Here is a 12,127-nt window from a genome sequence, read left to right on the forward strand (position 1 = left end):
GATGCATAATGGCAGGGGAGGAAGCGTGTGGGAAACGAATTACTGGTGGCCGCAGCGAAACGTGGCGACGATGCTGCCTTTTATAGTCTCATTACGCAGCACAAAGAGAAGATGTACCGAATGGCGCATTCGTATTTGAAAAACGAGACCGATGCTCTTGAAGCCGTGCAGGAAGCGACCTGCCGGGCTTATATGCAGATTCACAAGCTGAAGGAGCCGGAGTACTTCGGAAGCTGGCTGATTCGGATTCTGATGAATTATTGCGCGGATGAAGTGAAGAGGAAGGCTCGAAGAAACGATGGACAGCAGGCTGCCGCGGCTGCTTTGGATCCGCATGCCGCTAGTGCCGAGTCCGCGTTATTGGAGCGGGTTATGCTGGAGTCGGCGGTGGAGCAGCTGGACGCGAATTATAAGAAGGTAATCCAGCTGAAGTATTATCACGATCTGACGATCACGGAGATTGCGAGAACGCTGCAGAAGCCGGAAGGCACGATTAAAACCTGGCTGCATAAAGCGCTTGGCGGATTGCGGCAGCGACTGGGAAAGGAGGGCGAGCCTAATGAATGAGTATCCGAACAAGGAAGGGCAGGATATACCGCAGCTTGGGGCGATGAAGGAGTATATGGAGGACATTCCGATTCCGTCCGATATTGACGATAAGATCTGGAGCGGCATAAGGGCCGGCCGGCAGCGCAGAAGGCGCAGAGTCTATTCCAGGATAGCCGCCTATACGGCCTGTCTCCTGCTTCTCGCGTCGGCAGCCTCCGTCCGGTTCTCTCCTGCCGTAGCCGCTTATGTGGGCGAGATACCCGGCCTGCGGCCGTTTGTCGAGCTTATTCATTATGACAAGGGCCTTGAGCTTGCTATAGAAAACGACTTTATGCAGCCAATTGGCCTCTCGGATGAGCATGACGGAATAAAGGTTACTATAGACGGGATGATTGCCGACGAATCAAGAATCATTGTGTTCTATACAATCGAGAACATGGATGGACAGAAGAGCGTTGTTAGTCTTAACAAAGTGGAATTGCCAGACAATAGGGATATCTCGATTTCGCATGGATTCTATGCAAACAACGAAGACTGGAAGAGCATACAGGGAACGATAGACTTTTATCCGAATGACCAGGGAGAATTTCCGGATGCTTTGAACCTGCAATTAGAGATTGATAAGGTTACGGAGACGGCTACAATAGATGCGGATTGGGGCTTCAGCATCCCTATTGATAAAGCGAAGTTTGAGGGGATGAAGGAAACCTATGCCATCAATCAGACCGTTACGGTTGAAGGCCAGAGGATTACTTTCGGGAAAATGACCGTGCATCCGACTCGAATTGAACTTGAGACGGCGTATGATCCGGCCAATACGAAGAAGCTGTTTTACTTCGACGATCTGCGGCTCGAAGACGAGAAGGGGGAAATCTTCGGCACCATAACCAATGGCGTAAGCGGCTCGGATATAAGCGAGAACAGCCATGTGCTTTACTTCCAGAGCAATTACTTCCGCAAGCCGGAGCATCTCTACCTGCGGGCCAGCAGCATTCGGGCACTGGATAAAGACAAGCTGGAGGTGAAGGTGGACCTTGATCGCAGGGAGCTGCTTGCCCTCCCGGACAGCCTGCTTACGATTAAGGAGGCTGGCGCCAGCGACGAGGATGGGCAAGACATGCTTGTCTTCGGGCTGAAGAACGAGAACCCGCTGGATCAGGGCCGAGCCTATAGCTTATTTGACATGGAGTATACGGATGCCTCCGGACAGTCCTTCCGGTCGAGCAGAACGGGATCATCCGGCGAGGAGTACCGATTGTATATTCCGAGGAAAAGCTATCAAAGCCCGCTCACGCTCCGCATTGCCGATTATCCGGCCCGCATTCATGGCGACATTAATATCAAAATCAAATAATGATCAGTCGGTCGCAAGTGTGCGCAGCGATGCTGATATTCATTGAAATACTTGGATTGCATAAATCAAATCCGGAGTACGCAATATAGATTTAGCTCTTTGCGGAAAGGATGGAAGATAAATGTCAAACAACAACAACTACAACCATAACCAGCATGACCATACCGATAATAACGGACAGCGGGAGAATGACGTTCACGGCGGCGAGTTCCGCAACGGACGTCTAAGCCAGATTAAGAATAATAACCCTAATGGCGAAGCTGTGGAAAACGAATTTTTAAGCAAAAAAGAACAGTAGACGCTTGTTAACAAGCAGAAGAACAGCAGCCGATAGGGCTGCTGTTTTCGTTATATATTAAAGTCCCTAAAGATTCCGCTCCAATAAAATCCCGACTTGCCGGGCTATCACTTGAGGCGATTCAGGTAATCCGCTCGCAATATACGATTCCATTATTCCAACGACAGCGGCTCCGAAAAATTGGAGAAGGACCTCTTTGTTTAATCCTTTGTTTATTCCTTGCGTTATATCCGTGTTATCGGCTAACTGTTCAATGAGAAACGCAAGGAGGCGACTGCGGAAGGCAGGGGCTCCGCTGCTGGCCAGCATGGTCGAAAAGAAAGATAAATGGCGTTCGAAATATTCAAAAAAGATCAAATTGGATGCCGTAAAATCTAATTCGGAAGAGGATTGGCAGATCTGCCGCAATTCGTTTATATGCTCTTCAATAAGTTTATCCAGCAGATCATACTTATCCAAATAATGATGATAGATGGTTCTTCGGCCAACATTTGCCCTGTCGGCAATATCTTGAATGGTAATCTCATTAAAACCTTTTTCGGACATCAGCTCGATAAAAGCCGCTTTGATTGCTTCTTGAGACTTGAGAATTCGTCTATCCTTCACCGGCATTCCAATCATCCCCAAACGTTCGAAGTCGTAATGGCACAATAAGAAGAAGCTTGTGCAATTAGGCACGGATTCCGCTCTTTTGATTATTGTGGACATTCTATTTTCATTTTATATTATGCACAGACGTGCGATATCGCATCTATATGCATTATATAAAACGACGTTAAAGGAGTCCACAAATATGGGTAACGAAAGAAACGAAATGCGAGTATACAGACTGATGAGTCCAAGCTTGGACGGTCTTCAAATGGTAAAAGAGGATCTTCCCGAAGTCGCCCCTTACGAGGTTCTCGTCAAGCTTCATGCAGCCTCGATTAACTATAAGGATACGTTCTATATAGCGGGTGAAAGAAGGATACCCTTGTCCCGCCCGACAATTCCGCTGTCGGACGGAGCAGGGGAGGTTGTGGCCGTAGGTTCCGGTGTGGATCGATTTGTACCCGGCGATCGCGTTGCCGGCATACTCGCTCAGGATTGGCTCTACGGCGCAATTCCAGCGAAGGCTTATCATTCCATAACGTCCCTCGGTCAAGGGATTGACGGGGTATTGGCGGAATATCGCATTTTTAATCAAGAGGGCTTAGTCCGATTGCCGAAGAACCTGTCTTACGAGGAAGGCGCAACGCTTCCCACAGCGGCTGTTACGGCTTGGAATGCGGTCAAAGACGTTCGCTCTTCTCAGACGGTATTGATCCTCGGCACGGGCGGCGTTGCCTTGTTTGCGCTCCAGTTTGCCAAAGCACTAGGTGCGACGACGATTATCACCTCCTCCAGCGACGCAAAGCTGGCCCGAGCGGTCGAAGCGGGTGCTGACCACGCGATTAATTATCGAAGCCATCCGGAATGGCATAAAGAGGTCCGCCGCTTGACTGAAGACATAGGCGTCGATCATGTTGTCGAAACGGTAGGCTCGGATACGCTGGAGCAGTCGATTCTCGCTGCTCGGATCGAGGGCATGGTCCACTTGGTTGGAATCGTTCCCCCGATTGGGCGTATAGACCCGGTACCCGTCATTTTCGGAGCCGTCACGGTTCGGGGTGTACGCGTGGGTTCCCGCCAGCTGTTTGAAGAAATGAATGCCTTTATGGAACGCAAGAATATCCATCCCATTCTTGGACGCCGCTTCGCCTTCGAGGATGCGAAGTCGGCTTTCGTTCATCAACTGAATGGACCCGACTTTGGAAAGATAATCGTTAACATAGATAACGAATATGGTAGCTAAACGACTTGCGGCAGCCGGACAACATGACCGGCTGTCGTTTTGCTTGAATACGTAACTTTATTTGAGGAAAAAGCGTCTTTAATTAAAGGTTCTATTTTCCAATTCAAAAATAAAAAAACTTTTACTTTGAAATGACAAGGATTTCTACATTTAACAGAGTATTCATTTACACAGTGAGTTAAATGCAGCAGGTGAAGCGAAGGGTGTTTCTAGCAAGACTACGAGACGTAGGTGATCATTTTTGTTTCTTTTTGATTATATTGTGAATCTCTCTATATTTTCGCTCTTGGTAAGTACACCTTTAGTGATCCGTTCGTTTATCAATCTCAGGCCGTTGAAGCATCCGCGGATTTGGAGTGGTCTTTATGCGGGCGTTGTTTCGATTGTCCTTGTGCTGCTAGCCGTGAAGCAGCAAGGCTATGTATACGATATCCGTTATTCCCCCGTCATTTTGACGTTCGCCTATCTTGGCCCCGTTGCGGGCTTGATCACCGGTCTTTTTGCCTTGTCCATCCGATTGGTTTCAAGCGGCAATTGGTTCCCCGCCATAGCCGGCTGGACGTTCATCATGGTGGTCTTCACCATCCTTCATGCGTATTTCTCCCGCCGGCAGTTGCCGCTCTTTAAGAGGAGCCTGGCGTTGTCCGGTGCTTATATCGTCCTCTACATGTGTACGGTGTTTACATTCGGCATTATGGTAAGCGAGCCTCTCTTTCATCTGCAGTATGTATGTTTCGTTATATTAGGGGTGCTGTTGGGCGGACTGCTGATTGAATCCCATGAACGTCTTCGCCGTACCATTGTCGAGCGGGACGAGATGGAATTGTCGTTAAACGAAAGCGAGTATCAATACCGGCTCATCGCCGAAAATACATCCGATCTCATCGTGGTGATGGATCCGGATCACTCGATCCGGTATTTATCTCCTTCCCATGCGTTTGTGCTCGGGTATACCAATCTGGCGCAGGATCGCGCGGAGCTGGACCGGATTATTAGCGAGGAAGATACTGCGGTGTTCGATCAGACCGTCAGAAAGATATTAGAGCAGAAGGCTTCGCAATCGATGGAGATTCGCTTCCGGCATCAAGACGGGCGTCTGATCCCCTTTGATTCCCTATGTAAGCCAGTGGAGGGGAGAAAAGGCCGGATTGAGCATATCGTCATAATCAGCCGGGATATCTCCGAGCGCAAGAAAGCGGAGGAGTTTCTTTTGCAGTCCGAGAAGCTGTCCGTTGTTGGGGAATTGGCGGCTGGCGTAGCGCATGAGATCCGTAATCCGCTTACGACCATCAAAGGCTTTCTCCAATTATATAAGCTGGAGAATCCCTCCATAAAATACGGCGATTTGCTCCAGGACGAGCTGGACCGGATCGAACTCATTACAAGCGAGCTTCTCTCGATGGCCAAGCCGCAGGCTGCTCTGTATACCTTGGCGAACGTCAAAGACGTGATTGAGCAGACGCTCGAGTTTTTGACGCCGCAGGCGTTATTAAGCAATATTGAATTCAATCGCGAATACCAGGGCGAATATTTTCCGGTTATGTGCGTGAAGAATCAATTAAAGCAGGTCTTTCTTAATCTATTCAAGAACGCAATCGAGTCCATGCCAAACGGCGGAAAGATTCGCATTGGCCTTCAAACGGACACCAACGGGGAATGCCTCATAACGATTCAAGATCAAGGCTGCGGCATCCCGGAGGAGCATCTTCACCGGTTGGGACAGCCCTTCTATAGCTTGAAGGAGAAGGGGACGGGGCTTGGTCTCATGATCAGTCACAAGATCATTAAACAGTATCATGGCCGCATCGCTTATCATAGCAAGGTCAGCGAAGGTACGCGGATTGAAATCAGGCTGCCGATCCACGGATGAGGCACGCAAGCAGGGGTTTGTGAAAGAAGGAGAATTGTATGGGGAAAATGTACGCAGCTCTCATTGTATTAGTTGCAGCGGGTTTGATTGGCTGCAGCCAATCGGATAAATCCTTCGAGCACGCAATCGACGAAAAGCTTAACGATATTGTTCATCCAAAGGATATGAAAGTATCGCTATCCTCGAATCCATACGACTACATTAAGGGCGAGGACAGCAATAAGGATTATAAATACATTGTTGAGCAGGGGGAAAAGTCTTTAAATTATATGCTCGGCGAATTTGCAGATGGCAATAATGACGGCTTGAGAGAATATATTATGGCAATGGCCTGTGCCGAAATTTTGCAGGAGGATCCCGCCTCTAAAGATTGGTCTTCCGGCAGGGGCTGGTACAACCATTACAAATCGGCAGAAAATCCATAATGGATGATTTTTTTATCCCGGAACAGCATAAATGACGAACAAACTGGGTACTTAGTGAAGCAGGACTTCTTAAGCTGCGCGGTTTGTTTTTGTTTAAAGATGCCATACTGAACGAATAGTAAACTTAGGGATAAAACATGCTTACGAAGTAAGAATTGCAACCAAACCCGCGTTGCAATTCTTTAGGTCCATGCTTACGAAGTAAGAATTGCAGCGAAAAGCACCCTGCAATTCTTTAGGTCTATGCTTACGAAGTAAGAATTGCAACCAAACCCGCGTTGCAATTCTTTTAAGGAGAGATGAGCGATGAAGCTGTATGATTGCGCAATTATCGGAGGCGGTCCGGCCGGTCTTAACGCGGCTCTTGTCCTCGGAAGGGCAAGACGAAGCGTGGTGCTCTTTGACGATAACAAGCCAAGGAACGCCGTAACGCATGAGTCGCATGGTTTTATTACAAGAGACGGCGTGAAGCCGGAAGAATTCAGGCGCCTGGCGCATACAGATATAAGCAAGTACCCTTCTGTCCAGGTTGTTCGGACAAAGGTTGTTGATATGGTGAGGCGGAATCATGCCCTGTTCCTTGTTCAGGCGAGCAATGGGGAAATCTATCAGGCGCGCACGATTATTCTGGCGGTTGGACTCAAGGAGAAGCTTCCTGCTATAACGGGGGTCTCCGACTATTACGGCACTTCCTTGTTTAGCTGCCCTTATTGCGACGGATGGGAGCTGAGGGATCAGCCGCTCGCGGTCATCTCGGAGAATGAATCCCATCGCTTCTCGATGACGTCCATGGTCTACAACTGGAGCAAGGATCTGATCATCTGCACCAATGGCGTGGGTACGTTCGAGCGGCAGCAGCGGGCAAAGCTTCTTAGCCGGGGAGTGCGGATCTTCGAGCAGCCGATTGCTTCCCTGAAGGGGAAAAATGGCCGTTTGCAAAAAATCGTCTTTGCGGACGGAATGGAAGTAGCGCGTACGGGAGGTTTTGTAACGTCAAACTGGTATCTCGCGATCCGTTTTGCAGAGAAGCTAGGCTGCCGATTGAATGAAAGCGGAGGTCTCGCAATTGATGATTATGGCAAAACAACGGTGGAGCATGTCTATTCAGCCGGTGATGCGGCCACTATATCGCCCGCCCAGCTTATCGTTGCGGCTGCCGGCGGAAGCAAAGCGGCGATGAGCGTGAATACGGCACTGAGCCATATGGATTTCTAGGCTGTGTTATATTAATGTTAGATTAATTTACATAAAGTAGTTGAACCCTCCTTCCTTACCTGCTAAAATTTTGATAAATTACTAGCTGATTGATAGATTGCACGAGCAGCTCAATTTGTGCTAGGCCAATATTGAGAAGGGTGGAATGGAACATGGGGAAGCGATTATCGGTACTGCTGGCGGCAGGAATTCTTGTCATGACGATGTCAGCTTGCGGCGCGAACAAGGAAAGCAGCAACGGTAACGGAGGCAGCGCAGAAGCGGATAAGGTGTACAAGTTCGCGACGGACGCGGCTTATGCGCCAATGGAGTTCATGGACAAGGACAAAATCACGGGCTTCGATGTGGATTTTCTGAAGGCAGTTATGGATGAAGCGGGACTGAAGTATTCGATCACGAACACGGGCTGGGACCCGATGCTGACGGAGGTGGCGTCCGGCAAAACCTATGACGCAGGCATCTCAAGCGTGTCGATCACACCTGAGAGGGAGGAATCCTATGACTTCTCCATCCCTTATTTTGAATCTACCAATATGATTATGGTGAAGGAAGACAGCCCGATCGCAAGCGCGGCGGATCTGAAAGACAAGAAGGTAGCCGTGCAGATCTCAACGACGGCAGAGACGCTGATGGCCGGCATTATGGGCAACGACAACGGTAATCTGAAGCGGTTCGACAGCAATGCGGTAGCGATGCTGGAGCTCGATTCGGGCGGGGTAGACGCGGTGGTAGCCGACATCGCGATCGTCCGCGAATATATGAAGAACAATCCGGAGCGCAAGCTGAAGGGCGTATTGGATCAAGCGAGCTTTGGCTCGGAGTACTACGGCATTCTGCTGCCAAGCGGCAGCGAACTGAAGGCGAAGCTGGACCCGGTGATCAAGAAGCTGCTGGAGGACGGCACGTATACGGAGGTTTACAAAAAATGGTTCGGCGAAGAGCCGAACGTCGACAATGTGCTAAACGCAAAGTAAGCTAGCTCAAGGCATGCGTGAGGGATATCTGTTACGCATGCCTTTTACATACTTGGGGAGGACGAGCGCATGCATTTTCGATTCGATATTATTGTCGACTATTTACCGCTTCTGCTCAAAGGCGCTGCGCTGACGATTGGCATCTCCGCGCTGGCGATTGTTCTAGGCTCGATCCTGGGGCTTGTTGTCAGCTTCGGCAAAATGTCATCCAGATGGTATTTCAGCTGGCCGACAAGCGGTTATATTCATTTTTTTCGCGGGACTCCGTTATATGTGCAAATCTTGATCGTGCATTTCGGGCTTGTACCTGCCTTCATAGGACATACCGATGCCATTGTTGCGGCGATTACGGCGCTTATGCTTAACTCGGCAGCCTATACGGCGGAGATTTACCGGGCAGGCATCCAGTCGGTCGACAAGGGGCAGACGGAAGCGGCACAATCGCTTGGCATGACGGGGACGCAGACGATGCGGTTCATCATCCTTCCGCAGGCGGTGAAGCGGATGATTCCGGCTTTCGGCAATGAATTTGTTGTTCTCATCAAGGATTCCTCGCTTGTTGCCTTAATCGCCGCACCGGAGCTGATGTACTGGAGCAACGTCATGCGCGGTCAATATTTGCGTGTATGGGAGCCTTATCTGGCGGCCGCCTTTATTTATTTGATTCTCACCTACTCGCTTAGCAAGCTGCTGGGCTGGATGGAGAAGAAAGGGGTGGCGGGATGACGGCGGGACCTATTATTGAGGTAAAAGAGGTTCACAAATCTTTTGGCGCCAATACGGTCTTGAAGGATGTGTCTGTACAGGTGGCGCCAGGGGAAGTTGTTGTTATTATCGGGCCGTCCGGCTCGGGCAAATCAACGCTGCTCCGCTGCCTGAACGGACTGGAGAAGCCGGAGAGCGGACAGATCCGGATTGAGGATCGTTCCTTGCTGGACGCAGGGGCCGCCATTACCGATATCCGTTCGCGGATGGGGATGGTGTTCCAGCAATTTAATCTGTTCCCTCATCTGAGCGTACTCCGCAATATTACGCTAGCTCCGATCCAGGTTCGCAAGCTGGATTCGGCCAAGGCCGAGAAGCTTGCGATGTCGCTGCTTGGCAAGGTTGGTCTTAAAGAGAAGGCGGAGCACTATCCGGCCTCCTTGTCCGGCGGCCAGGCGCAGCGGGTTGCGATTGCGCGGGCGCTGGCGATGGAGCCGCGCATCATGCTGTTCGACGAGCCGACATCGGCGCTGGATCCGGAGATGGTTGGCGAGGTGCTGGCCGTTATGAAGGAGCTGGCGGCAGAAGGGATGACGATGGTCATCGTGACGCATGAGATGGGCTTCGCCCGCGAGGTCGGACATCGCGTGTTGTTTATGGAGCAGGGCATGCTTGTGGAGGAAGGAACTCCGCAGCAGCTGTTTGACGAGCCGCAGCAGGAGCGGACGAGAGCTTTTTTATCCAAGGTATTGTAACGGAAGGCTGTCGGAGCGCATAAGGTGAAATCTCCGCGGATACCCTACTAATGGCAAAGGAGGGGATTCGAACGATGGAATCGACTAGCGAATTTGTGGCAAAGGTTCATGCCACGCAAGCCAAGCAGAAGAAGAACCAGGTCCGCTATGGCAAAGGCAAGGCATCGCAGAAGCTGCAAAACGTGCAGCACACCAACAATCCATAGTCATTAGATCCGTTCCGCCCGATGATCGGTCACATCCCGAGACCGGGCGGATTGTGCGAATGGGGAAGGAATAGCTTATCCATGGATTGACAAAAGAATACGGTTACGGCATCATAAACATATGAATAGTTGTTCATATATGTACAAAGAGAGGTGCCTGTCTTATGAGTCATGAACATCATCATCAAGAAGGAAAGCATCAGCATGCCGATGGGGAGCATTCGCCTAGCTGCAGCGCCGGCCATCACCATGGCCACAGCCATGGGCAAGGGAATCATGGTCATGACCATGGGCATCACGGGCATCATCATCATTTTGATATGTCAGGCAACAAGACTGGATTATTTATCGCCTTAATTATTACGGCGGGCATTATGGTATTGGAGTTTGTCGGGGGACTCGTGACGAACAGCCTTGCGCTGTTATCCGATTCGGGGCATATGCTGAGCGATGTCAGCGCTTTGGTGCTCAGCCTTGTGGCGGTCTGGTTCGCGGCGCGTCCGGCTTCGGCGGTGCGTACGTACGGTTTTCACCGGTTTGAAATACTGGCGGCTTTATTTAACGGTGTTACTCTTGTTGTCATCTCCGTCTTTATCATTTGGGAAGCGATCGGGCGGTTGTTTGATCCGCCATCGGTGGCGAGCGGCTCGATGATGGTGATTGCGGCGATAGGGCTGCTCGCAAACCTCGCGAGTGCATGGGCGCTCTTGCGCAAAGGGGATGTTCATAACAACCTGAACGTTCGCAGTGCTTACCTGCATGTGCTGGGCGATGCGCTTGGTTCGGTGGGGGCGGTGCTGGCGGGGCTTCTAATCTACCTGTTCGACTGGAATATAGCCGATCCGATTATATCCATTGTTGTTGCGGTGCTTATCGTGAAGAGTGCCTGGGGCGTGCTGAAGCATACCGTCCATATTCTGATGGAGGGGACCCCGGTTAACGTGGATGAGCAGGAGGTAAGGGCAGCGCTTGGCGAGCTGAAAGGCGTCGTTGACGTGCATGACCTGCATATTTGGACGATCACCTCCGGCCTGGACTCCTTGAGCTGCCATCTGCAAGTTGCGGACGGTACGGACTGCCAGAAGGTGCTGCAGACTGCCATTGCGCTCGTCGAGGAGCGCTTCGGCATCCGTCACTCTACGATTCAGGTAGAGAGCTCGAGCATCCGGCATATGGAGCTTCAGGTGTAGCTGGAGGAGAACTCAAAAAGAAGCTTCCCCTTCGCTCAGGGGAAGCTTCTTTTCTAGTATTACAGGTTAATGTACCGTTCGAAGATGGGGCCGAAATCTTTCACTTTATATTGCTTTTGAGCGCCTTCGAGCCAAGCGAACGCGGATTTGTTCAGCTTGTCGAACGTATCGGCAACATCGTAGTCGCCTTTATGGGCATGGCTTAACGTAGAGGACGCGAGCTCCAGGCTTTGGCGGGCAAAGCTGAGGCTGATGTCATTCTCATGGTTAATTTCCGCGATTTTGATAAGGGATTTGTATAAGTCCTTCACTTGCTCGATATGCTTCTTGTTCACGTCAATCGTGAACGGAACCGAACCGATTACGAATTTGATCTCGACGTCCAGGTCGACCGTACCTGCTGTTTCCAGCGCGACGTTGCTGATCTTGTTCGTTGCGTAGGAGTAACGGTGCAGCATCCGCTTCTTGCTGACAGCGCTGGTGCCGTCGAGATGAATGAGCGCGAAGTTCGTGAAGCAGTACTCATCGGTTTTTGACTTGATCAAAAAATATATTTTTTCCCCGTCTTCATGCATCACATAATCGTCAGAATCTACCTTGTCGTAATTCTCCGGGCGGATAACCGCTCCAATATCGCTTAGGCCGAGTATGTCGGCAGCTACTTTTCCGAACAATCTTACCATTCCTCTCCATGAATATAATGAATGAATCACTCTACCATTATATATGCGAGATGGGGGAATATTCTAGTT

General features: G+C 50.4%; 14 protein-coding genes. 12 read left to right on the plus strand and 2 right to left on the minus strand.

The features are described 5' to 3' along the window. The first annotated feature begins 27 nt into the window (after positions 1–27). The 3 genes from M3194_RS23520 to M3194_RS23530 all read left to right on the plus strand — a co-directional run bounded on the left by M3194_RS23520 (position 28) and on the right by M3194_RS23530 (position 2,201). On the plus strand, positions 28–567 hold the full coding sequence (locus tag M3194_RS23520) for a sigma-70 family RNA polymerase sigma factor (protein ID WP_251656527.1): 540 nt from the start codon (positions 28–30) through the stop codon (positions 565–567). Beyond that, positions 560–1,903, plus strand: a complete 1,344-nt coding sequence (locus tag M3194_RS23525) for a DUF4179 domain-containing protein (RefSeq protein ID WP_251656528.1) — start codon at positions 560–562, stop codon at positions 1,901–1,903. The genes M3194_RS23520 and M3194_RS23525 overlap by 8 nt, the downstream gene beginning before the upstream one ends. Positions 1,904–2,024: 121 nt before the next feature. Beyond that, a complete protein-coding gene (locus M3194_RS23530; protein WP_251656529.1) occupies positions 2,025–2,201 on the plus strand; it encodes a hypothetical protein in 177 nt (58 codons plus the stop codon). Between the two features lie 66 nt (positions 2,202–2,267). On the opposite strand, the gene M3194_RS23535 is transcribed toward M3194_RS23530, so the two are convergent. After that, positions 2,268–2,813, minus strand: coding sequence for a TetR/AcrR family transcriptional regulator (locus M3194_RS23535; RefSeq protein WP_251656622.1), 546 nt, complete (start codon positions 2,811–2,813; stop codon positions 2,268–2,270). A gap of 181 nt (positions 2,814–2,994) precedes the next feature. Between M3194_RS23535 and M3194_RS23540 the strand changes: the two genes are divergently transcribed. From M3194_RS23540 to M3194_RS23580, 9 genes are all read left to right on the plus strand, one after another. After that, the gene (locus tag M3194_RS23540) at positions 2,995–4,035 is read left to right on the plus strand and encodes a zinc-dependent alcohol dehydrogenase family protein (protein ID WP_251656530.1); all 1,041 of its coding nucleotides are present in this window, start codon (positions 2,995–2,997) and stop codon (positions 4,033–4,035) included. 304 nt (positions 4,036–4,339) lie between these two features. After that, positions 4,340–5,905, plus strand: coding sequence for an ATP-binding protein (locus M3194_RS23545; RefSeq protein WP_251656531.1), 1,566 nt, complete (start codon positions 4,340–4,342; stop codon positions 5,903–5,905). 38 nt (positions 5,906–5,943) lie between these two features. Then, positions 5,944–6,330 carry a hypothetical protein gene (locus M3194_RS23550; RefSeq protein WP_251656532.1) on the plus strand — a complete coding sequence of 129 codons (387 nt, stop codon included), beginning with the start codon at positions 5,944–5,946 and terminating at the stop codon, positions 6,328–6,330. Positions 6,331–6,636: 306 nt separating this feature from the next. Next, entirely contained in the window at positions 6,637–7,545 is a 909-nt protein-coding gene (locus M3194_RS23555; RefSeq protein WP_251656533.1) for an NAD(P)/FAD-dependent oxidoreductase, read from the plus strand. 152 nt (positions 7,546–7,697) lie between these two features. Beyond that, positions 7,698–8,519, plus strand: coding sequence for a basic amino acid ABC transporter substrate-binding protein (locus tag M3194_RS23560; protein ID WP_251656534.1), 822 nt, complete (start codon positions 7,698–7,700; stop codon positions 8,517–8,519). 69 nt (positions 8,520–8,588) lie between these two features. Further along, on the plus strand, positions 8,589–9,245 hold the full coding sequence (locus M3194_RS23565) for an amino acid ABC transporter permease (RefSeq protein ID WP_251656535.1): 657 nt from the start codon (positions 8,589–8,591) through the stop codon (positions 9,243–9,245). Further along, complete coding sequence (locus M3194_RS23570; protein ID WP_285889491.1) at positions 9,242–9,979, plus strand: amino acid ABC transporter ATP-binding protein; 738 nt, start codon at positions 9,242–9,244, stop codon at positions 9,977–9,979. Before M3194_RS23565 ends, M3194_RS23570 begins: the two co-directional genes overlap by 4 nt. A gap of 74 nt (positions 9,980–10,053) precedes the next feature. Then, positions 10,054–10,185, plus strand: a complete 132-nt coding sequence (locus M3194_RS23575; RefSeq protein ID WP_127499156.1) for a DUF4023 domain-containing protein — start codon at positions 10,054–10,056, stop codon at positions 10,183–10,185. Between the two features lie 164 nt (positions 10,186–10,349). Then, on the plus strand, positions 10,350–11,375 hold the full coding sequence (locus M3194_RS23580) for a cation diffusion facilitator family transporter (RefSeq protein ID WP_251656536.1): 1,026 nt from the start codon (positions 10,350–10,352) through the stop codon (positions 11,373–11,375). A 59-nt stretch (positions 11,376–11,434) separates the two neighbouring features. Here the strand turns inward: M3194_RS23580 and M3194_RS23585 are convergent, their stop codons facing one another. Beyond that, entirely contained in the window at positions 11,435–12,049 is a 615-nt protein-coding gene (locus M3194_RS23585; protein WP_251656537.1) for a PH domain-containing protein, read from the minus strand. Between the last annotated feature and the right edge of the window lie 78 nt (positions 12,050–12,127).

It is taken from the genome of Paenibacillus glycanilyticus, from assembly GCF_023715145.1.
Taxonomy (GTDB): domain Bacteria; phylum Bacillota; class Bacilli; order Paenibacillales; family Paenibacillaceae; genus Pristimantibacillus; species Pristimantibacillus glycanilyticus_A.

What these genes read in the sequence shown, in the direction of transcription:
- M3194_RS23525 (WP_251656528.1), top strand. Translation starts at nt 560, where the DNA reads ATGAATGAGTATCCGAACAAGGAAGGGCAGGATATACCGCAGCTTGGG.
- M3194_RS23530 (WP_251656529.1), top strand. Translation starts at nt 2,025, where the DNA reads ATGTCAAACAACAACAACTACAACCATAACCAGCATGACCATACCGAT.
- M3194_RS23535 (WP_251656622.1), bottom strand. Translation starts at nt 2,813, where the DNA reads ATGCCGGTGAAGGATAGACGAATTCTCAAGTCTCAAGAAGCAATCAAA.
- M3194_RS23540 (WP_251656530.1), top strand. Translation starts at nt 2,995, where the DNA reads ATGGGTAACGAAAGAAACGAAATGCGAGTATACAGACTGATGAGTCCA.
- M3194_RS23550 (WP_251656532.1), top strand. Translation starts at nt 5,944, where the DNA reads ATGGGGAAAATGTACGCAGCTCTCATTGTATTAGTTGCAGCGGGTTTG.
- M3194_RS23555 (WP_251656533.1), top strand. Translation starts at nt 6,637, where the DNA reads ATGAAGCTGTATGATTGCGCAATTATCGGAGGCGGTCCGGCCGGTCTT.
- M3194_RS23560 (WP_251656534.1), top strand. Translation starts at nt 7,698, where the DNA reads ATGGGGAAGCGATTATCGGTACTGCTGGCGGCAGGAATTCTTGTCATG.
- M3194_RS23565 (WP_251656535.1), top strand. Translation starts at nt 8,589, where the DNA reads ATGCATTTTCGATTCGATATTATTGTCGACTATTTACCGCTTCTGCTC.
- M3194_RS23570 (WP_285889491.1), top strand. Translation starts at nt 9,242, where the DNA reads ATGACGGCGGGACCTATTATTGAGGTAAAAGAGGTTCACAAATCTTTT.
- M3194_RS23575 (WP_127499156.1), top strand. Translation starts at nt 10,054, where the DNA reads ATGGAATCGACTAGCGAATTTGTGGCAAAGGTTCATGCCACGCAAGCC.
- M3194_RS23580 (WP_251656536.1), top strand. Translation starts at nt 10,350, where the DNA reads ATGAGTCATGAACATCATCATCAAGAAGGAAAGCATCAGCATGCCGAT.